The organism is Lujinxingia vulgaris (assembly GCF_007997015.1).
GTDB lineage: Bacteria > Myxococcota_A > Bradymonadia > Bradymonadales > Bradymonadaceae > Lujinxingia > Lujinxingia vulgaris.
The window spans coordinates 1-22,194 of sequence record NZ_VOSM01000020.1 but is presented as its reverse complement, the minus strand read 5'-3'; the positions used below and the strand labels follow the sequence as shown (position 1 = coordinate 22,194).

At 64.9% G+C, this 22,194-nt stretch carries 15 protein-coding genes; 10 read left to right on the top strand and 5 right to left on the bottom strand.

The features are described 5' to 3' along the window. Positions 1–62 precede the first annotated feature (62 nt). Positions 63–644, top strand: a complete 582-nt coding sequence (locus FRC98_RS20400; RefSeq protein ID WP_146983431.1) for an outer membrane protein — start codon at positions 63–65, stop codon at positions 642–644. A 93-nt stretch (positions 645–737) separates the two neighbouring features. Continuing rightward, a complete protein-coding gene (locus FRC98_RS20395) occupies positions 738–4,436 on the top strand; it encodes a serine/threonine-protein kinase (RefSeq protein WP_146983430.1) in 3,699 nt (1,232 codons plus the stop codon). A gap of 35 nt (positions 4,437–4,471) precedes the next feature. Here the strand turns inward: FRC98_RS20395 and FRC98_RS20390 are convergent, their stop codons facing one another. Beyond that, positions 4,472–4,756, bottom strand: a complete 285-nt coding sequence (locus tag FRC98_RS20390; protein ID WP_146983429.1) for a YiaA/YiaB family inner membrane protein — start codon at positions 4,754–4,756, stop codon at positions 4,472–4,474. A 266-nt stretch (positions 4,757–5,022) separates the two neighbouring features. On the opposite strand from FRC98_RS20390, the gene FRC98_RS20385 reads away from it, so the two are divergent. The 7 genes from FRC98_RS20385 to FRC98_RS20355 all read left to right on the top strand — a co-directional run bounded on the left by FRC98_RS20385 (position 5,023) and on the right by FRC98_RS20355 (position 13,696). Beyond that, the gene (locus FRC98_RS20385) at positions 5,023–6,528 is read left to right on the top strand and encodes a sigma 54-interacting transcriptional regulator (protein ID WP_146983428.1); all 1,506 of its coding nucleotides are present in this window, start codon (positions 5,023–5,025) and stop codon (positions 6,526–6,528) included. Positions 6,529–6,568: 40 nt separating this feature from the next. Then, complete coding sequence (locus FRC98_RS20380; protein ID WP_146983427.1) at positions 6,569–6,952, top strand: VOC family protein; 384 nt, start codon at positions 6,569–6,571, stop codon at positions 6,950–6,952. 236 nt (positions 6,953–7,188) lie between these two features. After that, a complete protein-coding gene (locus FRC98_RS20375) occupies positions 7,189–8,358 on the top strand; it encodes a THUMP domain-containing protein (protein WP_230467859.1) in 1,170 nt (389 codons plus the stop codon). 86 nt (positions 8,359–8,444) lie between these two features. After that, on the top strand, positions 8,445–9,074 hold the full coding sequence (locus tag FRC98_RS20370) for an MYXO-CTERM sorting domain-containing protein (RefSeq protein WP_146983425.1): 630 nt from the start codon (positions 8,445–8,447) through the stop codon (positions 9,072–9,074). Between the two features lie 433 nt (positions 9,075–9,507). Next, the gene (locus tag FRC98_RS22130; RefSeq protein WP_146983424.1) at positions 9,508–11,403 is read left to right on the top strand and encodes a hypothetical protein; all 1,896 of its coding nucleotides are present in this window, start codon (positions 9,508–9,510) and stop codon (positions 11,401–11,403) included. 291 nt (positions 11,404–11,694) lie between these two features. Further along, positions 11,695–12,567: a hypothetical protein gene (locus FRC98_RS20360; RefSeq protein ID WP_146983423.1), complete on the top strand. Its 873-nt coding sequence runs from the start codon at positions 11,695–11,697 to the stop codon at positions 12,565–12,567. 124 nt (positions 12,568–12,691) lie between these two features. Next, the gene (locus tag FRC98_RS20355; protein ID WP_146983422.1) at positions 12,692–13,696 is read left to right on the top strand and encodes a hypothetical protein; all 1,005 of its coding nucleotides are present in this window, start codon (positions 12,692–12,694) and stop codon (positions 13,694–13,696) included. Positions 13,697–14,405: 709 nt separating this feature from the next. Here FRC98_RS20355 and FRC98_RS20350 read toward each other — a convergent pair. Further along, positions 14,406–15,296: a pseudouridine synthase gene (locus FRC98_RS20350; RefSeq protein ID WP_230467858.1), complete on the bottom strand. Its 891-nt coding sequence runs from the start codon at positions 15,294–15,296 to the stop codon at positions 14,406–14,408. Between the two features lie 434 nt (positions 15,297–15,730). On the opposite strand from FRC98_RS20350, the gene FRC98_RS20345 reads away from it, so the two are divergent. After that, positions 15,731–18,067, top strand: coding sequence for a DUF1156 domain-containing protein (locus FRC98_RS20345; RefSeq protein WP_146983420.1), 2,337 nt, complete (start codon positions 15,731–15,733; stop codon positions 18,065–18,067). A gap of 288 nt (positions 18,068–18,355) precedes the next feature. On the opposite strand, the gene ubiE is transcribed toward FRC98_RS20345, so the two are convergent. From ubiE to FRC98_RS20330, 3 genes are read right to left on the bottom strand one after another with little or no spacing between them, the layout of a single operon-like run. Beyond that, a complete protein-coding gene (gene ubiE, locus FRC98_RS20340) occupies positions 18,356–19,096 on the bottom strand; it encodes a bifunctional demethylmenaquinone methyltransferase/2-methoxy-6-polyprenyl-1,4-benzoquinol methylase UbiE (protein WP_230467857.1) in 741 nt (246 codons plus the stop codon). Between the two features lie 2 nt (positions 19,097–19,098). Next, positions 19,099–19,902, bottom strand: coding sequence for a LytR/AlgR family response regulator transcription factor (locus FRC98_RS20335; protein ID WP_146983419.1), 804 nt, complete (start codon positions 19,900–19,902; stop codon positions 19,099–19,101). Between the two features lie 35 nt (positions 19,903–19,937). Further along, on the bottom strand, positions 19,938–21,260 hold the full coding sequence (locus FRC98_RS20330) for a sensor histidine kinase (protein WP_230467856.1): 1,323 nt from the start codon (positions 21,258–21,260) through the stop codon (positions 19,938–19,940). Positions 21,261–22,194 lie beyond the last annotated feature (934 nt).

Genomic DNA, 22,194 nt, shown 5'->3' with positions numbered 1-22,194 from the left:
AGGGGCGTTGCAGCCTGGTGTTGAGATGATGTCTCTGTGCTTGAAATGGATCGGAGGTAGCGATGATGACGCGTAACGATCGGGTAGAAACGAAACGGGTGCTCTCGGTGATGCTGGCGGGCTGTGCGCTGGTGATGGCCAGCGCCGGGGTGGCCTCGGCTCAGGATCCCGCGCAGAAGCTGCAGGGCAATAGCGTGGGGGTGATGGCCGGCTATGACTTCGATCGGGAGTTTCCGCTGCTGGGGCTCGACGGGCGTTTCACCTTTGCGGTGGCGCCTCAGGTGGCGATCTCGGTGAACCCGGCGTTGAGTTATTTCTTTACGGGGAGCTCCGAGTTTTTCGGGGCGCGCTCGGAGACCACGCTTCTGCAGTTTGACGTCAACGCGCTGGCGCATCTGGCGCTCGACGCGGTCGTCACGCCTTATCTGGGCGGTGGTCTGGCGATCATTTACGCCGACTCGCGCGTTGTGGACAGCAGCGGCGATGTGATCGCCTCCGAAGATGATACGGCCGCCGCGGGCAACCTTCTGGTGGGTGCCACCTTTGATACGGGCAGCGAGCTTGTGCCCTACCTTCAGGGGCGGCTGACCTTTGACGAAGCGTCGGTTTTCAGCGTGATGGTCGGTTTGAACTACGGGTTTTAGGCGCGTCGGGCCGTCGGCGCTCGCCAGTGAGGAGGCCCCCGGGGCTCCGAGCTGGCGAGGTGTGGTGCTGCGGCCGCGCAAGTGCAGGATGGCGTGAGTCAACATCATGATGAGACTCCCCCGCGACTGGGGCCCTTTGAGCTCGGCGAGCTCGTGGGTACCGGCGGGATGGGGCAGGTCTGGCGAGCGCGCCATGTGGGCGAGGGGCGCGAGGTCGCGATCAAGGTGATGCGCCGCGCGCAGCTCGACACGCAGCGTTTTCAAGAGGCGTTTCAGCGCGAGGTGCGCGCGGTGGCGCGGCTTAACCACCCCGGGGTGGTGCGGGTGTTTGACTCGGGGGAGGTGCCCGCCGGGCTGGAGCGAAGCTCCGGGGGGCGGCTGGTCGAGGGCAGCGCCTATCTGGCGATGGACCTGGCGGTGGGGACGCTGGAGCGCACCGATCTTTCGCAATTTGGCTGGGAGCGCCGCCGGGCGATCCTCATCGCCCTGCTCGATGCGCTGGCGCATGCGCATGCGCGCGGGGTGATTCATCGCGACTTAAAGCCGGCCAACGTGCTGTGGGTGCCCGACGCCGGAGGGCGGCCTCGGCTGAAGCTCTCGGATTTTGGGCTTGCGTTTGCGCTCCACGATGATGCGCCGACCCGGCGCGGGGTGCGCGAGCGGCGCGTGGCGGGCACGCCGCGTTTTATGGCACCGGAGCAGATCACCGGGCGCTGGCGCGACCAGGGGCCCTGGACCGATCTTTATGCGCTGGGGTGTCTGGCCTACGGGCTGCTCGGCCAGCCGGCCTTCGGGGGCGCGCGCGCCGAGGATGTGTTGCGCGATCAGCTCCAGAAACCCCATCCGCCGCTGGAGCCCTCGGTGGAGGTGCCCCCGGGGTTGCAGACCTGGCTCGACGGGCTGCTGGCCAAGAAGCCCACGCGGCGCTATCAGCGCGCCGCCGACGCGGCCCACGATCTGCGACAGCTGCGCCTGGAGAGCCCCGCGCCGCCGGAGGCAAACGCGGGTGACGACCCCGAAAGGGCCAGGTTTTATGCGGCCGAGGAGGGGGCCTCCCGAGAAGTTATCACGCTGGCCTTGCCCGCCGCTGGCGAGCCCACGCTGCATCTGGAGCGAGGCCACCGTGGCGAGGGTGGCGAGAAGATGAACAGGGAGGAGGGCGCCGAGATGTGGGCGCGGCCGGCCAGCGACTTGCACCCGGCGCCGCCTCCCCACACCTGGCAGACACCTCGCAACGACCCGAGCGATGGGCAGCTTCTGGGGGTGGGGCTGGGGCTCTTCGGCCTGCGCTCGCTTCCGCTGGTCGGACGTCAGGGGGAGCGCCAGCAGCTCTGGCAGGCGCTGCTCGACGTGCACCGAAGCGGGCGTCCTCGCCTCGCGCTTGTGCGCGGGGAGGTCGGCGTGGGCGCCAGCCGGCTGGCGCAGTGGCTGGCCGAGCGCGCTCATGAGACCGGCGCGGCCGAGGTGTTGCAGGCCTCACACAGCCCCACCGGCGGGCCGGCCGACGGGGTGGCGCGCATGATGGGAAGTTACCTGCGCTGCACCGGCCTCTCCCGTGATGAGATCGGGCTTCGGGTGGGGCAGCTTTTTGAGGATAGGGCTGCGCCGGGCTTGATGGCCCGCAACCTTGAGGTGGCCAGCGCGCACGATCAGGTCGAACTCACTGAGCTGCTCTCCCCGGCCTGCGACCCGGACTTTCGGGAAGATGTGTTCACGCTGCGGCTGGTACGCCCGAGCGAGCGTCATATGACCTGGCGTCGGCTTCTGGAGCGCATCACCGCGCGGCGCCCCGCCCTGCTGGTGCTCGACGATGTGCAGTGGGGAAGCGCCACGCTGAGCTTTGTGCGCCACCTGCTCAATGAGAAGGCGCACGGCCGCCTCCCGGTGCTGATTGTGGCCACGTTGCGCGAGAGCGAGGAGGCGCGCGCCCGACCGATTGGCGAGCAGTTGCGCGATCTTCTGCGCTTTGAGCGCGCCTGGCAGCTCGGGCTCGGACCGCTGGGGCTGGCCGATCATGAGCGTCTGATTGAGGAGATGCTCGGGCTGGAGCGAGGGCTCGCCAGGCAGGTCGCCGAGCGCACCGCCGGAAACCCCCTCTTTGCGCTGCAGCTGGTGGGTGATTGGGTGGAGCGCGGTGTGCTGGAGGTTGGGCCCCGCGGCTTTGAGCTGCGGGCGGGGGCGGGCTCCGAGCTTCCCGATGATATCCATCAGGTGCTCCGCCAGCGTGTCGATGAGCTGGTGGGCGTGGCGGCGATCGCCGCGCATCAGCTGGAGGGGCCGGCCGGAAGACTCAGCGGCAGCGAGCGCGCGCGCCGCGCCCTGGAGCTGGCCGCGGCGCTGGGGCGCGATGTGGACGCGCGCGAATGGCAACGCGCCAGTGAGCTTGCCGAGTGTGTGCCGCCGCCGGCCCTGCTCGGGTTGATGGAGGTGCGCCACCTCATTGAGCGAAACCCCACCGGGTGGAGTTTTGGGCACGGCGCGCTGCGCGAGACCCTTGAGAAGTTGGCCCGGGATGCGGGTCGCTGGCACTCCCACCACCGCGCAGCGGCGGCGATGCTGGCCGATGCGGGGGCCCACCCCGGCGCTCCGGCTGCACGGCGAGGGTATCACCTGCTCGAAGCCGGGTTGGCCGAAGAGGCGCTTGAGCCGCTGTGGCAGGGCGCCCATCATCACGTCGAGACCCTCGGGTTGCACGAGGGCCTGAAGATCGCCGAACGCTTTGAGCGCGCGCTGCGGCTGGCCGAGGTCGGCGCCGACGACCCCCGGTGGGCCGAGCTCTGGATGTTGCGCGCACTCGCCCACCTGCGCCTTGGCGAGATGGATGCGGTCGCCGTCGCTCTGGAGCGCGCGCACGTCTTCGTCGAGACCCTGGAGGCCGCGCAGCACCCCGGCGCCCGGCGCCAGCGCGCCGAGCACACGTATCTGAGCGGCGTGCTCTCTCAGCTCACCGGCGACCCGCGCCGGGGCCGTGAGCTTGCGGCGCAATCCGCCTCCATGTTTGAAGCCGTAAACCACCTCGACGGGCTCGCCCGCGCCCTCTACCTGCAGGCCGAGACGATGTGCTGGCTCGGCGAAGACGCCCTCGCGCTACCCATCTACGGGCGCGCCGAGGCGATCTTCGAGTCGCTGGGCGATGTGCGCGGCGTGACCAAATCGAAGATGGGCGTGGGCAATCTGGAGATGCGCCACGGCGACGCCGCCCGCGGCGAAGCTTTGATCGAAGAGGCCATCGCCGCCTTTCAAGAGCAGGGCGACACCTACGCCACCGCCATGGGCTACAGCAACCTCGGCGAGGGCCTGCGGGCGCGTGGTAAGCCCGGGCGGGCGCTGGAGCTCTGCGAGCAGGGCCTGGAGATGATGCGCCGCGCCGGGCTCTTTGAGGCGTCGATTGAGCTCAACCTCTGCTGCGCGGCGCTGGCGCTGGGCGATATGGAGCGCGCCGCCCGCGCGCTCAAAGAGTTGCAACCCCGCGTGATCGACATGGGCAGCGAGGGCCTGCTCGGGGTGGTCTACGCCAGCTGGCTTCCGATCTACGCCTCGCGCGGCCAGTGGACGCGCTGGGCCCGCAGCGCCGAGAAGGCTCGCACGCATCTCGAGCGCCAGCCCATCCATGACGCCGACCTGGCCTGGACCTTTGAGCTGGCCGCGGCCCTCGCGCGTCGCGCCGACCGGCTCACCGAGGCCCGCCAGGCGCTGCGCAGCGCCATCGCGCAGCATCGCGCCCTGGGGGCCACCGGCGATCTTCAGCGCGCCGAAGCGCTCCTGCTCACGCTACGCGACCAGGCGCCATGAACCCCCGACCTGCGTCTTTGTCGGGCGGGCCAGGCTCAGGCCACGTCGCGCATCTCAAACTCCCGCAGGATCTTCTCGGCCTTGGCGTCGCTGACCCGGTTGATAAGCCGCTGGGCCTCGTGGTTATCGCGAACGGTCTTGGAGAGCGTAAACGCCGAGCCCAGCGTAAAGAGCACGCCCATCAGCAAAAAGCCCTTCATCCACAGGTCCACCGGCAGGTAGGCGATGCCGGTAACGGTGATCGTCGACGCCAGCAGAAAGGACGCCCAGACCTGAAAGATCCACGCGTTGGTGTCTTTTTGAATCGTCGGATGTTCCATGGTGTGCTCCTCGCGCATCGGTTGAATCCGTGGCTGTGTGGGGGCGAAGCCGATTGCGTTCGCCACATATCCCTTCCGTAGAGCACACCCCGTGCCATGGTTTTTAATCAGGGGAGGTGTGGATGTTAAGGTGTTGATTTTTAAGGTATTTTTGTTGCCAAAAAAAGGTTCGGTTTGCACGCGCAGTTGCCGCGCTTTTGTCGGGGCGAGGTCGGGTGGTATACATAAAATGAACAAAAGAAGTTCATTTTATGTAGGAGCCGAAGATGCTGAGTACGGATGCCCGCGCCTTCTTTCGCGAGGTGGCCGCCGCCGCCTTTGCCAACCCTTTCTCGGAGGAGCGCGCGCGTCGCGATCGGCGCCTTGCTGCAACGCTCTCCCGGGCTCGCCAGGCCGATCAGGAGGCGACCTCTTCAGACGATGCGCCCAACCCCGAGATCGACGCGGCTCTGAGCGCGGTGCGCGCCGAGCTCGACCGCCTCTGGCCCCTCGACCTCACCACGCTCGAAGGCGAAGACCGCCACCTGGTGGAGGTGGCGCTGCTCTTTGATACCTTCCACGTCTTTGTGCCCGAGTTCGACGACCTGGTCGTGCGCCAGCTGGAGGCGGGCAGCCGCCCGGTCAAAGCGGCCTTCGGCCTCGATGTTGCGCGCCGGCTGACCGAGCGGGGCATGAGCGCGGAGCGCGCCGCGCGTTTTGTGGGCATCTTTTTCCAGATGCGCCGCGCCTTCTTTATGGCCAGGGAGCGGCTTAAGGGGCAGTCCCCCTCGATGCAGCGGCTGCGCGCGCGGCTGTGGCAGGCGATCTTCACCGAAGACCTGGCGCGTTATGAGGCGCAGCTGTGGGATCGCATGGAGGATTTTTCGATCTTCCTCATCGGCCCCACCGGCAGCGGCAAGGGGGCAGCGGCCTCGGTGCTGGGCGCGTCCAGCTGGATTCCTTTTGACGATCAGGCCGGGCGATTCTCGCTGAGTTTTACCGACCTCTTTGTGCCCTTAAACCTCTCGCAGTTTCCCGAGACGCTGATCGAGTCGGAGCTTTTCGGCCATAAAAAGGGTGCGTTTACCGGCGCCATTGACGCTCACGAGGGCGTGTTCGGCCGTTGCCCGCGCCACGGGGTGATCTTCCTCGATGAGATTGGCGAGACGAGCCTCCCCACCCAGATCAAACTTCTGCGCGTGTTGCAGGAGCGCGTCTTTATGCCGGTGGGCGGTCACGAGGAGCAGCGCTTTGAGGGGCGAGTGATCGCCGCGACCAACCGCGACATCGGCCGCGCGCGTGAGGATGGGAGGTTTCGCGACGACTTTTATTATCGGCTCTGCTCCGATGTGATCGAAGTCCCCTCGCTTTCCGAACGCCTGAGCGAGGCGCCTGCCGAGCTCGAAGAGCTTGTGGCGCATAGCGTGGCGCGCATCCTCGGCCAGCCCGATGAGGCGCTCTCTGACGAGGTCGTCGCCTCCCTCAACGCGAGCCTTCCTGCTGACTACGCCTGGCCGGGCAACGTGCGGGAGCTGGAGCAGGCGGTGCGCCGCGTGCTCCTGGGCGCGCCTTATACGGGCGATCTTCGGCAGGCAGCCCCCGCAGCGCCGGAGCTCAGCCTGGTCGCAGCGGAGCTCGGCGCGCGCATCGACGCCGGGGAGCTGACGATGCGCGAGCTTCAGCAGGCCTACTGCCGGCTGCTCTACGCGCGCAGCGGCACCTACGAGGAGGTGGCGCGCCAGGCCGAGATCGACCGCCGCACGGCCCGTCGCTACATTGAAGAGGAGCTTTAAACCACCGCGACTTCACATCATCTACAAGGAGGCTCTCGTTATGAGCATGTTCAAACCCGAATCGTACCCTTCGCTCTCTCCTTACCTCATCGTCGGCGACGCGCGGGAGGTGGGGCGTTTTCTGGAGGCCGTCTTCGGCGCCACCGTCCTGCGCGAGCACACCCGAGACGACGGCTCGGTGATGCATGTGGAGTACCGCATCGACGATAGCGTCGTGATGATGGGCGAGGCGCAGGGCGAATGGGAATCCCAGCCCGCGCACCTGCACGTGTATGTGGCCGACGCGATGGCGACCTACGAGCGGGCGCTGGCCGCGGGCGCCGAGGGCGTGCAGGCCCCCGCGAAGAAGCCCGACGGTGATGTGCGCGGCGGCTTCAAAGGCCCTGCTGGAAACACCTGGTGGGTGGCCACAGAACAACGCTGAGCGACCCGGGGTCGGCGCGCGGCGATCGTTGCTCCGGGGTAACTTGAGCGCAGGCGTTGTCTCTAAGTCATTGATCTTTCGGCGCTTTCTGTGGGCCGAGGGTTGAGCCATCGGGGGAGGGTTGCGACACATGCGTCGGCCGGCCTGATGCTGTATAAGCCTGCCAGCCTCACCCCGGCGCGCGTTGCTCGCCGGCGTTCCACCCCCTCACCACCTTCCCACCTGCTGAGATGACCATGGCCACCACCCACTCCTTTTTTGCCACCTGCCCCAAACACCTGGAGCTGCTCCTCGAAGAGGAGCTCAAAGGGCTGGGGGCCCGAAAGGTGCGCCAGACCGTCAGCGGTGTGTTTTTTGAGGGGCCGATTGAGGTGGGCTACCGCGCGGTGATGTGGAGCCGGCTGGCCAACACGGTGCTCTTGCAGCTTAAGAGCTTTCGCGCGCCGAGCCCCGAGGCGCTCTACGAGGGCGTGCGCACCATCGCCTGGGATGAGCACCTCTCGGTCGACGGCACGCTGGCGGTGAACTTCACCTCGCGCAACTCCGAGATCACGCACACGAAGTTCGGGGCGCTCAAGGTCAAAGACGCCGTCGTCGATCAGTTTCGCGACAGCTTCGGGCGCCGACCCTCGGTCGATCTTCGCCAGCCCGACGTGAAGATCAACTGCCACATCGACCGCGATGAGGCCACGATCAGCATCGACCTGGCCGGCGAGAGCCTGCATAAGCGCTCGTACCGGGCGGATTCGGGGACTGCGCCGCTGAAAGAGAACGTGGCCGCCGCCGTCTTGATCCGCGCCGGCTGGCCCGAGCTCGCGAAAGAGGGCGCGCCCCTTTTTGACCCGATGTGCGGGTCGGGCACCCTTCTGATCGAAGGCGCGCTGATGGCTGCCGACTGCGCCCCGGGCCTTGTGCGCGATAGCTTTGGCTTCGACAGCTGGCTTCAGCACGACGAGCTCGTCTGGGCCAAAATCCTGGCCGAAGCCCAGGAGCGCTTTGAGATCGGTCGCCCGAAACTCGGCACCTATGTGGGCACCGACATCGACGGTTCCATCCTGCGCACCGCCCGCGCCAACACCGAGAAAGCCGGGCTCGACGCCATCATCCGCTACTCGCGCCGCCCGGTCACCGAGATTGCTCCGCCCATGCTTGCGACGCGCCCCGGCCTGGTGGTCACGAACGCGCCTTATGGCGAGCGCCTGGGTGGCGATGGCGAAGCCGAGCAGACCCACCGCGAGCTTGGCGAGTCGCTCAAGGGCCGTTTTGGCGGCTGGCAGGCCTCGGTGCTCACGGGCTCCAAAGAGCTGGGCTTTAAACTCGGTGTGCGCGCCGATAAAGTGTACTCGATCTACAACGGCGCGCTCGAATGCGTGCTCCTGAATTTTTCGTTGCGGGAGCGTCGCTGAGCGAAGTTCGCCAGCGTGCGTCGCATGTGGCTTTGTCGGAAAGTGCTTATTTCTCAATGGGTTGGGTCGGGTTCTCGGGAGGCGGTATGTGGAGCAACGCGCAGGTAAAGAAGGTGGCAGTGGGGCTTGCGGCGGCGGGCGCGCTGGGGCTCTCGACGGTGAGCATCGCCTGGGCTTGCTCCATCGGTTTGAACCAGGAGCCGATGGTGTTTCTGGAGGAAGAGCCCACCGAGCCCGTCGATCTGCCGCCGGCGGTGACGCTGCAAGTAGAAAGCATCAAGCGCTCTGAGACCCCGCGGCGCGAGGGCTGCAGCGAGGTGGCCACAAGCTGCGACGACACCGCCTTTCTGACGCTCTCGGTCGAAGGCTATGATCGGGATGCCGGCGGGCTTCGCTTTGCGATCGAGGGCGAACACCCCGGCTCGCTTTTGCTTCCCGAGTTTCCGCTCGTGCTCACCGGTGAGGAAGATGAGGTCACCTTTATCTGGAGTGACCTCGATACGATGTACGAGCCGATTGACGCCGAGATCACCGCCACCTGGGTCGACGCATGGGGCCGAGATGGCGAGACGAGCGCGCCGGTGCAGGTGCGCAACGAAGGCGCCGAGGGCGGCGGCTGCGCGGTGGCCGGTGGCGCCGGCTCCACCGGCGCGCTGGTGCTCGCCGCGGCGATGAGCCTGATGCTGGTCAGCCGCCGGCGTCGCCTCGCTATGTAATGCCAGAGAACCTTCAGGGGGATCCGCCTTTCGTGGGGGATCGGCGTACTTTTTTGCGATGATTCGCAAAAAAGTGAGTCGCATGGCTGCGCGCTAAGTGTCTGAAACTACTGCAGAAACGATCAGCCGCAACGCTTCGCCACCCCAGAAAACACACAAACCCTCTTTACTCGCCGCGCCGCTTTGGGCATCGTCGGGACACGTCGTACACATCGGATGCGCAAACGCGCGACACTCTTTGCTCGATAGTTCAGGGGGCGAAGTCTTCTGCCGTACTCCCTGCCTTGAGGCCGCGTTGCGCGCGCCGCGATGTGCCCGACATCCGACCCAAACAACCGCCGGCGGCTTTAAACCGCCGGCACCGGGAGCGCCGTAGGCCACTGGAAGTGTGTTGTCGTTGGCCCTGAATCCTGGCTCGACTCAGGAGGTAGGGATGCAAAAGTACATGAAGGGATGGACGATCTGGATCGCGCTTGTCGCCATGATGTCGATGGCCGCGAGCGGGTGCGGGGATACGCCGACCGAGGACTCGCCAGTGAATAATGTGGGCGGGGATACGGGGAATGAGGATACGGGCGACGAAGACGCCGGAGAGCCGGGGGATATAGAGGATGATGATTCTGAAGACGATCCGGTCTGCGAGCCGAATGTCTGCGGTGCAGACGAGTGCGGGATGGTCGACAACGGCTGTGGCGAGCAGATGGATTGTGGGGAGTGTGAGGAGGTTTGCGAGCCGACGGTGACCGAGTGCCCGGCCAACAGCTGTGGTCTGATCGATAACGGGTGTGGGGAGTCGATATTCTGCGGGGAGTGCAATTGTCTGGATGGCGTTCCTGCCGAGGAGACATGTGGTGTTTGCGGCCTGGGTGTGCGGGTTTGTGGTGAAGGGGAAAACGGTCCGGGAACGTGTGACATGCCCGATGTTGAAAACATAACGGACGATGTTTGTGATTCCATTGTTTATTTCGATGCTCAAGGGAATTCTGGAAGTGGTACTAAGGCGGCTCCTTATCATGACTTTACTACGGCATTGGAAGTTGCGACGGGGCGAAATGTCCAAACACTTGTTATGGCCGCTACTCCAGAAGATGCTCCGATTGAGGCGCGTCTACTAATTAATAGTGGTATCCAAATTCTCGGAGGGTATCGTGCTGACGGATGGGTTCGTCAACCTGCAGGTCGTACACACATACATTATCCTGAAGGTAGGGGTATCGAAGTAAATACTATGTCGGTATATAATGTGCAGGAACGGGTGTATGTCGACAGTCTGGTGTTTTCATCAGGAGCCAATTTTACAAAAAGCGGTTCAATGGTGGGGGTATCTATTGTTGATGGAAGCAATGTTGTGCTGCATCGGGTGGAGGCGCGTCCGGGGCCAGGTAGTGTAGGTAAAGACGGGGAAGATGGCGATGTCGGGGCTAATGGTTCGCGAGGTATCAATGCGTACACAAATACGTCGACGACGAGTGTCCCGCCGAATGAAGTGGCGATTACTGAGCAGTGTCCCGGGGTTTCGGATGGAGGAAGGGGAGGAAAGTCGGGGCGTTATGGTAGAGATCTTTCCGGAATATTTCGTTACCTGTCGCCGACTTCCGGGCAAACACGCGGGGATGCAGCTGGTGGAGCGCGCGGGGAGAGTACGTCTCCGGCCGGTGGAAATGGTGCATACGGAGATAATGCAGAGGGGCGAGGTGAAGCTGGTGCTGCGGGGGTGGCTGGTGGTGTGCTCTTTTATGATGTGTGGACGTCGGAAGGCTTTGGTAGTCGTGGGGCGGTTGGGGCTCCCGGGGGGGGAGGTGCAGGTGGCGGAGGAGGTTATGAAAAAGATGTCTCACCGGCCTATTCGGTAGGCTCCGGGGGAGGAGGAGGCGGTTCTGGAGGATGTGGCGGAGCTGGTGGAGAAGGGGGCGCGCCCGGCGGTGCGAGTTTTGGGCTGCGAGTGTTGCGCTCGAATGTAACGATCAGTGAAAGCACTTTTATTGGAAATTTGGGAGGCGGGGGAGGTGCGGGCGGTTCCGGTGGTTTGGGGGGGTATGGAGGATATGGCGGAAACCCGGCCCAGACACATTGCGATTCAGAAGGGGTGTGCCGTGACCTTGCTCCAAATCTCGGAGGGGTAGGCGGACGAGGTGGGCGAGGTGCTCCGGGAGGCTATGGAGGCGGCGGTGCAGGAGGAGACTCCTATGGTGTCTATTGTCATGAGTCGACGTTGGTTGTGGAAAACAATGTGTCGTTTGTTGCTCGGGGAGGCGGGCAGCCAGGGTTTTCGCGCGGGAATCCCGGTGAGGCCGGTCGCGCCATGGAGAGCTTCGGCTGCGACCTCTGACGCCCTCCTGAACACCTAAAATCTACGCACTAAGCAGCGAACCCCCCGGGCATCCTGGATGCCCGGGGGGTTTGTTCTCTGGGGCGCGTGGTGAAAGGGATGCTCCCGGGGTGTTCGTCTAAGGTGTTGATAGTGTTCGGGTATTGGGCGGTGCGATTTTGCAACTTCATGGTGCAGGTCGATCGCGGACCGGCGCAGCTGTCCGCGCTAAAAGCCGTGTTTACCTCTGAGGCGGACCCGGTGGTGGGTCATGAATCGATGATGAACTTCGCGTGCTGATGGAGGTCGACGATGGGTGATGGGCGAACGATGGCAAAGGTGTGGACGGGGCTCTCGGCCGCGGCGGTGATGGGGCTGGCGGTGACGGCCAGCGCTCAGGAGACGGCTGCGACGGAGGATTCGGATCGGGGCTACCGGGTGTGGACGGTGGCCGAGCTCGGCTTCAACTCGCCGGTCTACCACAAGATCCAGTTCGGGCAGGACGGCACGTATTTCGACTATGTGGAGGAGGGGGGCCAGGATGTGCTCTTTCCCTTCGCGCGGCTGAGCGTGGAGGCGAAGTTCGGGGAGCGGCATAACGTGGTGTTTTTGTACCAGCCCCTCGACATTCAGACGCAGGTGCTCACCGAGCGTGAGGTGGTGGCCGACGGGGCGGTCTTTGCCGAAGAGACGCCTCTGAACCTGCGCTACGGGTTCTCGTTTTATCGGGCGAGCTACATGTTCGATCTGATCAAGTCGGAGCGCACCGAGCTTGGGGTGGGGGCGTCTTTGCAGATTCGCAACGCGACGATCAGCTTTGAGAGCGGCGACGGCACGCTGCGGCGGGTGCGTCGCGATGTGGGGCCGGTGCCGATCCTGAAGGTGCGCGGGCGCCACACTCTGGAGAATGGCGTGTGGTTCGGCGCCGAGATCGACGGCTTTTACGCTCCGGGCCAGTGGGTGAACGGGAGCACCGACACCGAAGTGCTCGGCGCGATCCTCGACGCCAGCCTGCGCGCCGGCGTGGTGGTGACGCCGGAGATCGATGCCTTTTTGAACGTGCGCTACCTGGGCGGCGGGGCCGACGGGACCTCCTCGGATCCGAGCGGCCCGGGCGATGGGTACACCAAAAACTGGCTCAACCTGGTGATCGTGAGCCTGGGCTTCAACTACAACCTCATCTGACCCGGGTTGCCGCCGGGCGGCGGGTGTGCTCCTCTTGCGTTGTAAAAGGTTGAATAGTCGGCAGAGTGCGGCGTCATAGAGACATCGGCCCTGACGATGGAACACCTGGCATGAGGAGTAAGCGATGAGTGGCGTGCGCACCCGAGCGATGATGATGTTGACGGCCGCAGCCGTCGTGATGACCACGACGGCCTGCGACAACCGCGCGCGTCAGGAGGGCGAGGAGGGCAATGTGCAGTTCTTCTATTTGCCCGCCGATGACAGCACCGAGTTCAACCGTCCGTTGGCCGTGGGCAGCGGGATGTTGCTCTATCTGGAGGGCATCGACGATCGCCAGGTCGACCGGGTGGTGGAGATGACGGTGGAGCCCGAGGGGATCTTCGATGTGAGCGTCTCCCGGGAGTATCCGCACGCGGTGGTGCTCTCCGGCCAGCGCGCCGGTGAGGCCCGCCTGAGCGTGGAGGTTGAGGGGGGCGGGGAGCGTTTCAGCGACGCGACGACCTTCCGGGTGGCCGATGTGGCCCGCGCGGAGCTCGCGCATATCTGCGGCTCCACGGCCAACGCCGCCTACCTTGTGGGCACGCCGGTGACGCTGGATTTTCGGCGCTATTCCTCCGGCGGGGACATGCTGGTGGGCTCGACGCGCGCCTGCGGGCTGGAGCTGAGCCCCGACGAGGTCTCGGGGCGCGGGCGCTGCGATGAGGCGGGGTTCCACCTCTCACCATTTACCCAGCCCGGGGCGGTGTTGGTGGAGTCGATGATTGCGCCTCACTCCGGCTCCCGCTCGGAGCTGGGTGTGCAGGTGATCACTCCGGAGGTGCTCGACTTCGATGTGGCCGAAGGCCGGCTGCGCGAAGGTCTTACCGATGAGCTGGTGCTGCGCCCCATCACGCGCCCGCCCCACGGCGACATCTGGCCGGTGTGCAACAACCTCTGGATGAACGTGGAGGTGCTCACCCCGGAGACCTGCCTGGGACCCGACGGCAGCGTGAACTTCGATGTGGAGCCGTCTGACGAGAACACTGTCTCGCTCAAGGGTGAGGCTCCCGGGGTCTGTGAGATCTCGGTGATTCTGCCGCAGCTCAATGACTACGAGTGGATCTTCGACGCGGTGGTCGACGCGCGCTGAGTGCCCGGTACATCGATGACGTTTAAGACGCTCCACCCGCAAGGGTGGGGCGTTTTTTCGTTGATGGAGCCATGCCCGGTTGCCTGGCACTCGAACGTTTTGCGCTGATCAAGAAACGCAAAAACTCGCGACGCCATCTGGCGAATCGCGAGCTGCAAAGGGGGGGCAGATAAAAAAAGGCCCCGCGTGGATGCTCTCAGGTCTTCTCGGCCCGGCCGAGCCGAATCCACGCGGGGGCGGTGGTGTCAAGATACCACTAGCGTCGCGGCCACCAGCCGCTGAGCGTCTCTCTCGTAGACCCCATCACGGGGTTTGCCTGGAGCGAGAGAAACGACGCCAGACCGTGGGGGCCTGCTAGCAGGACACCACCTCACCAGCCGTATGGGTACAGTCGCTACTCACTGGATCACCTCCTTTTTGCGGCACGTCGAATGCGCGATTTATCTCGATCGCGAACGCCGTCACCGGGTGCCGGTCCCGGGGCCGACGTCGGGGCGAGTTTTGCTCGCCGGCTCAAGGGGTTAGCTCGAACCCGAGACCCTCAAGGAGCCTCGCCATCATCGAAGACTATAACGCTCAAGGAGGGGGGGAATCATTCCGGGGGATCGAAAAAAATGCGCCAGGTGAGGAACTTTTCACCGACGCTGCCGCTCCGGCATCGAGGAGAAGCGCGCCGGCGTTGGCCGAAGTTGCGTTTTGGTGGTGTGGGTTAAGTGGTTGAAAGGTTTATGGAATCGGCGATGGTCTGTCCGGCGTCTTCCAGATAATGCTCCAGGCGGAGGTCGGGTCGCTCCTCGGCGCGGCGATCGCGGGCGATGCGGAAGAGGGCGCCCAGGCGCCGGCGCATCACGCGTTCGTGGCCGCCGACCGCGCGCCAGAGGGCGGCGATCTCGACCTCGCTCAACGCGCGCGTCTCCCCGCGCGCAAGTTCTCCCAATGTAAGCTCGCCCATACGCGCGCGGTGCAGATGTTGGAGGCGAAGATCGAGCGCGCGGGCCATGCGTCGCACCAGATGTTTGCGGCCTTCATCGACGACCAGGCCGAGCAGGCTGTGATCGTCGCCGCTGGCAACAACGCGCGCGCGGAGCGCGCGGGCCGGGCCGTCGTTGAGCTCGATGCCCTCTAAGGCGCGGGCGATGCGCGGGTCGTCGGGGTGAAGGGGGCCGGGGATGCGCAGGATGTACTCTTTTTCGATGTGGAATTTCGGGTGGAGCAAGAGGTGGGCGAGGTCGCCGTCGTCGGTCATCAGCATCAGACCGGTGGTGTCGCGGTCGAGGCGACCCACCGGAAAGGTGCCCGCCGGAAGGGCGTCGAGGGTGGGGCCCAGGCAGGGGGCGCCCGAGGGGGAGGAGGTCGTGGAGACCACCCCCATGGGCTTGTGGTGCATGAAGTAGCTCGACGGGGGGCGCGGTTGGAGCAGCTCCTGCTCAAAGAAGACGCGATCGTCGGCGTAGATCAGCGTCTCCGGCCAGGGGTGAGGCGACTCCCAGGGGGCGGGGCGCTCGATGCGCACCGCGTCGTGCTGAAGACGGCGGTGGATCTCGCGCCGGGGCAGCCCGGTGCAGTCCGCGATGAACTTATCGAGACGACGGGGGATCATGAATGTCCGAGGACCAGAAGTTGGGGAGGGAGGGGGCAAAGATGAAGCTTGTAGGCGGCGTAAGTTAAGCTTTAGCCTGAAGTTCTGGCAACGTCCCCCTCTTGAGCCAGTGGCATTCGCCTCGACGTCGAATTCTTCGAAATCCCCCCTCATAGAGAGAGCGTGGCGATGAATCCTTCGGTGTGCAGGAATTTGTAACGTTTTGAAGCGTTGTGTAAACTAAATGGCCGGCTTTGCGCTGGCTGAGCGTCATTGCATCGGATCGCGTGAGAAGGGGCTGACGATCGCCCCGAGCTGCTCAGCCCCAAAGGTTGGCCCCCCCGATCGACGTTAAGGGAGCAAAAACACCCCGAGGGTGTCGGTGCCGTGGTGTGTCTGCGGCGCTGGTGGACGGCTCTGCACCGACGTTGGCGAACATGGTGAGGATGAGGTCGATGACCGAAGAAGAGCAGGTCGGTTTTCTGGGCGCGCGTTTTGTGGTGCTCGATCCGCGATGTGGTCAGGAGCGCTTGCAGTGGGTGAGTTTTCCCGACCGCGAGGGGCTGCTGGTGGGCATGGAGGATGATTCCTCGGGGGTGGAGGAGTCATCGGGTGTGGAGCTGAGCGAGCCGAGTCTGGCGGAGCTGGGCTTGCAGGAGAGCACGGGGCCGAGGGATGCGACGGCGGTGCGCCTGATCGAGCGTTTTTTTCCTTCGGAGGCGGTCAGTGAGGCCAGCCGAAAGGAGCGCTACCAGCGAGGCAAGACGCCGCATACGATCTTTACCTGGTGGGCTCGCCGACCCTTTGCGGCGGTGTGCGGGGTGGTGGCGACCTCGTTGATTCAGGGTGATGTGCAGGTGGGGCAAGTTCGCGAATTGATTGATGATTATTGCCGTGAGGCCGGCCGTGGGTTGAGCAAGTTCGGGGTGGAGCAGCTGATGCGCGAGGGGGAGCAGCGGGTGCTGGATATGTTCAGCGGCGGCGCGACCATTCCGCTGGAGGCGGCGTACATCGGGACGCGAGCGTACTCGGTGGATAACAACGAGCTGGCGCATTTTATCCAGCTCGCGCTGTTGAATTATTCGCAGGTTGGCGCCGATCTTCCCGATCTTGTGGAGCGGGAGGGGCGAGTGCTGCTGGAGGCGCTGCATGAGGAGACGGCGGCGTTTTTTCCGGCGCGGGATGCGGGAGAGGCGGGCCGCACGATCGCCTATGTGTGGAGCCGGCAGGTGGATTGCCCGGAGTGCGGCGGGGAGCTTGTGCTCTCGAAGCGGCCCTGGCTGGTCAAGCGTAAGGGGAGGTTGATGCATGTGGCGCGGCGCCCTGACGGGGCGTCGAAGCGCTATTTTGTGGCGCTGCGCGACCATGGCGATCCTCCCGAAGATGGCTCGGCGTGGGCGGGACGGCGGGTGGTGTGCCCCTTTTGTGAGGCGACGCTGGAGCGGGAAGCGCTGGTGGAGGCGATGGCGCAGACGGGGCGCGAAGCGCTCGGCGCGATGGTGCGATCGACCGGTCGCAGCGAGCGGGGGCATAAGAGTTATGCGCGTGATGAGGGGGCGCTTCCCGATGAGGCGGTGCTCGATGCGGCGCTGGCCGATGATCTGGCAGCGCTTGCCGGGGCGTTGCCGGGGGCGGAGCTTCCGCAATGGTCGGGGGTGACCAACCCGGCGCTCTACGGGCTGGCAAAGCATGTGGATCTGTTCAGCAAGCGACAGCTCGCGGTTTTGGTCAGGCTGTGCCGTCTGCTCGGGGAGCATTACGGGCGTTGGGAGTCGTCCCATGGCAGCGAGAAGGCGCGGGCGTTGGCGGCGTTTCTCTCGGCGCTGATCGACCAGCTCGTGGACTGGAACAGCCGCCTTGCGACCTGGATCGCGCAAAACGAGCAGGTCGGCCGCGCGCTCAGCGGGCCGGGCATCCCGATGGTCTGGGATTTTGCGGAGATCGACCCCACCGAAGAGTCGCCGGCCAACCTCTGGGATAAGCTCGATCGCATTGTGCGCGGGCTCAAAAGCGTGCCCGACTTCAAGCATGCTCCGGTGGTGCTTAAGTCAGACGCGCGCGAGCTGCCCTTTGAGGATGGGTTCTTTGATGTGGTGGCGACCGATCCGCCCTACTTCGACAACCTCTATTATAACGTGCTGGCCGACTGCATCTTTGTGTGGAAGCGCCTGGCGCTGGGGCGGATCTTTCCCGAGGTCTTTGAGGAGGCGACCACCGATCCGAGCCGCGAGTTGACGATGAACCGGCATGTGCACGACACAGCCGAGCTCGCGCAGCGTTACTACACCCGCGGGATGACCGAGGTGCTCAAGGAGGTCTGGCGAGTCTTGAAGCCGGGCGGGGTGCTCTCGATGATCTTTGCGCATAGCGCGGTGGAGGCCTGGGCGGCGATCGCGCAGTCGTTTGATGAGGCCGATCTGGAGCTTGTGGCCGCGTGGCCGATGAGCGTGGAGCGCTCGGAGCGCCCGCGGGCGATGCGCGCGCGGGCGGTCAACACGTCCTTTGTGCTGGTGGGTAAGCGCCGCCAGGCGCGGCCGGTGGAGGTGGCCTGGAGCGAGGTTATGGCGGCGCTGCTCGCGAGGCTTTTGCACGACTATGAGCAGCTGCAGGCCGAGGAGGGCATGCCCGTGGACCAGATCGGGCGCACGCTTTTTGGGAGCGCGGTGGCGATCCTCTCGAAGGCCGGGCGGCCGGTCGTGGGTGGAGAGGTGCTGGGCTGGGAGGTCTTGCTGGCGCGAGCGGCCGAGCTGGTGGAGAGCATTGTGGAGGGCTTTGAGATGAGCCGCCGCTGAGGTTTGCTTGCTGTTGTGTTTGTGTCTAAGTGTTTGAGTTTTATGGTGAATTTGCAGGCAGTGCGGCGTGCAATGAGACTGGCTTGGCCATAAAAAACCTCCGGCGGTCGGGCCGCGGAGGTTTCTGATCAGGAAGCGTCCCAGATGGATCGCGATGTGTGCCAAAACCACCGATCAGTAGTTCTGAACAAAAACCTCCGGCGTTTGGGCCGGAGGTTTCCGATCAGGGAGCGTCACACACCCTTCGCGACGTGTGCCAACGCCCCCGATCAGCAGTTCTGACTCAAATTAATGGCCGGCGTTGGCCGTGAAGAGGTTGACGGCGCCGAAGGAGAGGGTGGAGGCATTGACGTTGGTCAGGCCCACCTCGCGCATCAGCTGCGCGAAGGCGTCGGCGGTGGGGAAGGCGGCGATGGACTCCTGGAGGTAGCGGTACTCTTTGGAGCCGGAGATAAGCCCCCCGATGCGCGGGACGACGTGGTGGATGTAGAAGCGGGCCGGGCTGGCCAGCAGCCCCTGGCGAGGCTCGCTGAGCTCCAGGATGACGATGCGGCCGCCGGGGCGCGCGACGCGGTTCATTTCCTGAAGGGCCTTGCGGCGGTCGGGGACGTTGCGGATGCCAAAGGAGATGGCTACGCCGTCGAAGCTGTCGTCTTCGAAGGGGAGATCCTGGGCGTCGCCGAGCACGAGCTCCACGCGGCCGTCGAGGTTGGCTTTGGAGACTTTGACGCGGCCATTGGCCAGCATCTCGGCGCTGGGGTCGAGGCCCACGACCTGGAGATCGCGGTGGCGTTTGGCGCTGGCAATCGCCAGGTCGGCGGTGCCGGTGGCCAGGTCTAAGAAGCGCGCGCCTTCGGGGAGTTTGAGCGCTTTGACGGCCTTGTTGCGCCAGTAGCCGTCCTGGCCGAGCGAGATGATGCGGTTGAGCAGGTCGTAGCGCTCGGCGATGGCGTCGAAGAAGCGGCCGTCGCCTCCGTCGATTTTTTTGATGGCGGCGTCGTCAGTCGAGATGGGTTCGGTGGTAGACACTCTTACTCCTCAATCGCATTGGCAGACCAGGGGATGCGGGCTTTGAGCTCGGGGGCGCGGCTTCGGGCCAGCGGCACGCCGGTGGTTCCGTCGCTCAGAAGCAGACGGTAAGTCCCGGCTCCGGTGGGGGCAATAACCGAGATGGCGCTCAGGCGCACGATGAAGCTGCGGTGCGAGCGAAAAAAGTGGTCTGCGGGCAGGTTTTCTTCCAGAAACTTCAGGCTGAAATCGGTCAGGTAGCCGCCTGTGGCGGTGTGTACGGTGGCGAAGCCTTCGTCGGCTTCGATCCAGATGATGTCGTCGACAGGGATAACCCGGTAGCTGCCGTGTTCTTCCACCGAGATGCGAGTCAGCGGTGTGGAAGCGGGGGAAGATGCGGGGGCAGTGGGGGAAGGGGGAGTCTCACTGGCCTCGGAGGCAGAGGCCTGAGCGCCTTGATGTAAGCGGCGCTCGGCGCGCTCGATGGCCTGTTGCAAGCGCGAGAGCCGCACCGGTTTGAGCAGGTAATCGGCCGCGTCGAGGGCGAAGGCGTCGACGGCGTGGGCGTCGTAAGCGGTGACGAAGATAAAGACCGGGGCGTCGTCGCCCAGCCGGTCGCGCCAGAGTTGGGCCAGGCGCACGCCGTTTAAGCCAGGCATGTCGATGTCGAGGAAGACCACGTCGACCGGGGGGCCGGCCTCCAGGCGCGCCAGCGCGGCTTTTGCGCTCTCGGCCTGGGCGGCAGCCGAGATCTGCGGGCATTGCTCTAAAAGCCAGAGCAGCTCTTCGCGGGCGGGGAGCTCGTCGTCGATGACCAGGGCGCGCATAGGCAAGGGGGGAGGAGGTGAACAAAAGATTTGGTTTAAGACTCGATGACTTCGCGCAGCTTCTTGCGGACGTGGTCGCCCAGGCCCTTGCGGGGAGGGGCGGCGTCGCGGGGGATGGTGATGGTGGCGACGGTGCCTTCGGCGTCGTCGCGGCGCTGCAGGCTAAGGGAAGCAAGCCCGTTATAAAAGCGGGAGAGGCGCTCAAAGACGTTGGTCAGTCCGACGCCGCGGCGGGAGGCGCGTGTGTGCTCAGCCGGAGTGGGGCGCCAGGGGGAGGCCGGCGGCGAGTGCCCGTCGTCGAGCACGCGGATATGCAGGTGGGTGGGGTCGGCCTCAAGCTCCACGCGCACGTGGACGCGGCCCTGGCGTGCGGCGTGGCGAAAAGCGTTTTCGACAAGGGGCTGCACGATCAGCGGCGGCACGCGCACCTCATCGAGCACCTCCAGGGCGTTGCCCTCATCGATCTCAAAGTGCAGGCCCTCGCCAAATCGGGCGCGCTCCAGATCGACGTAGCGCCGAAGTTGCTCAAGCTCCTCATCGAGGGTGGTCTGATCGGCGTCGTTGGCCAGCGTGTAGCGCAGGAACTCGGCCAGATCGAGGGTGAGTTCGCGGGCGCGCGGCGCGTCGGTGCGGATGAGGTAGGAGAGGGTGTTGAGCAGGTTGAACAAAAAATGCGGCTTGAGCTGGTACTGCAACGCCTCCAGACGCGCGTCGCGGGCGATGGCGCGGGAGGTGGTGGCGTCGCGGCGCGCGTGCTCCAGCTCGCGCACAAGGCTGAGCATGCCCATAAAGAGCAAAATACCCACGGCGTTGGCCGCGATCTTGGCGCTATGTAAGGGGATGCGCTCAACGTGGAAGGTGGCCGTGGCGGTGTCGACCCAGCTCAAGATGGCACCCAGGCCGGCGTGGTGCACCGCCTGAATGGCGATGGCGCCAAGGGCCACCGAGGCCATCGCCGTGCCGAAGCGGCGGCTCCAGAGGCCGGCCAGCGCGCCTTCGAGCAGGCTTGCGGCAAAGACCAGCCCGAAAAAATGCGACGGGACCTCCATCGCATAAAAAACCCCGGCGGCCGCGCCCACCGCAAGCCCCACCCACACGCCACCCAGGTATCCGGCGAGTATGACGCCGACGGAGCGGATGTTGAACTGCATCCCGTCGATCTCGAAGCCCAGAAAGCTCCCCCAGATCGCAAGCCCGCTGAGCAGCAGCACAAGCAACAGACGCCGGCGCACCGAGGCCTCGGCGCCGCGCTGGCTGAGCCAGACCTCGGCCGGACGAAGGAGCATCAGCGTCAGCGCCAGGGCGACGAGCACCGAGACCTTCTCGAGCAGGTTTAGGACCAGATGCAGCGCTTCCATAACAACGTCGGGGCGATCGCAGCCGGGGGGCGAAAAAACGGGGCAAGAAACACGAGAGGCAACGCCCCACCTAAGGGGGTTGCCTCTCGCGGTTGGCATCCACCACTGTGCCGGTCTTGAGACAAGATTTAGAAACCCTGGTAATCACCAGGTGGGAGCAGTAGGTAACACTCCTTGAACTTCCTCGCCGACTCAATTGCCGAGAGGCATGCTCGCGTCATGTCAGTGACCGCTCCCGTGTCTCTGCTTACGGGGTTTCAATAGAATCGCGTCTCGCACGAACACGGCAGAGTGCCAAGTTGGGGAACTCGAGCCACCGACAATGTTAGGTGCCGGTGGGGAGTGGGGCAAGCGGAGAGTGCGAATCGATCGCTTCGTTACATGCTCGCCGCCGAGTTCTCGGGGGTAGAACGGTGGGAGGGAGCTTCTATTCCGCGCCGAGCGCCCCAGGACGAATCCAGCGGCGTCGTCAGGGATTCGCAGTAGCGCTGCTACAGCTTCATCCCTGCCTCCTTGCTGGGCTTCGCCCTGGATGCGCTCGGGTTGGGCGGCAGGTCGTGTGGTTGTGTGGTTGGGTGGTTGGGTGGTTGGGTGGTTGTGGGGCGCGGGGGTTCGCGATGATGGTCGATTCGTGAGGGCGGCCGGTGGTTCGCGGGTTGTGGTTAGGTGGTTGTGGGGTTGTGTGGTTGGGTGGTTGTGGGGCGCCGGGGTTCGCGATGATGGTCGATTTGTGAGGGCGGCTGGTGGTTCGCGGGTTGTGGTGAGGTGGTTGTGTGGTTGTGTGGTTGTGGGGCGCCGGTGGGGCGCGATGATGGTCGATTCGTGAGTGCGGCCGGTGGTTCGCGGGTTGTGGTTAGTACTACTTGATCAGTTCACCCAGAAACCGCTTGAAACGTAGACGATCGACCAGCCATTCACGGGCAAGTTGTGCTCG

Coding starts and splice junctions, on each gene's coding strand:
- FRC98_RS20375 (WP_230467859.1), top strand. CDS start 7,189: ATGGCCACCACCCACTCCTTTTTTGCCACCTGCCCCAAACACCTGGAG.
- FRC98_RS20355 (WP_146983422.1), top strand. CDS start 12,692: ATGAGTGGCGTGCGCACCCGAGCGATGATGATGTTGACGGCCGCAGCC.
- FRC98_RS20380 (WP_146983427.1), top strand. CDS start 6,569: ATGAGCATGTTCAAACCCGAATCGTACCCTTCGCTCTCTCCTTACCTC.
- FRC98_RS22130 (WP_146983424.1), top strand. CDS start 9,508: ATGCAAAAGTACATGAAGGGATGGACGATCTGGATCGCGCTTGTCGCC.
- FRC98_RS20390 (WP_146983429.1), bottom strand. CDS start 4,756: ATGGAACATCCGACGATTCAAAAAGACACCAACGCGTGGATCTTTCAG.
- FRC98_RS20335 (WP_146983419.1), bottom strand. CDS start 19,902: ATGCGCGCCCTGGTCATCGACGACGAGCTCCCCGCCCGCGAAGAGCTG.
- FRC98_RS20350 (WP_230467858.1), bottom strand. CDS start 15,296: ATGATCCCCCGTCGTCTCGATAAGTTCATCGCGGACTGCACCGGGCTG.
- FRC98_RS20370 (WP_146983425.1), top strand. CDS start 8,445: ATGTGGAGCAACGCGCAGGTAAAGAAGGTGGCAGTGGGGCTTGCGGCG.
- FRC98_RS20345 (WP_146983420.1), top strand. CDS start 15,731: ATGACCGAAGAAGAGCAGGTCGGTTTTCTGGGCGCGCGTTTTGTGGTG.
- FRC98_RS20330 (WP_230467856.1), bottom strand. CDS start 21,260: ATGGAAGCGCTGCATCTGGTCCTAAACCTGCTCGAGAAGGTCTCGGTG.
- FRC98_RS20385 (WP_146983428.1), top strand. CDS start 5,023: ATGCTGAGTACGGATGCCCGCGCCTTCTTTCGCGAGGTGGCCGCCGCC.
- FRC98_RS20400 (WP_146983431.1), top strand. CDS start 63: ATGATGACGCGTAACGATCGGGTAGAAACGAAACGGGTGCTCTCGGTG.
- FRC98_RS20360 (WP_146983423.1), top strand. CDS start 11,695: ATGGGTGATGGGCGAACGATGGCAAAGGTGTGGACGGGGCTCTCGGCC.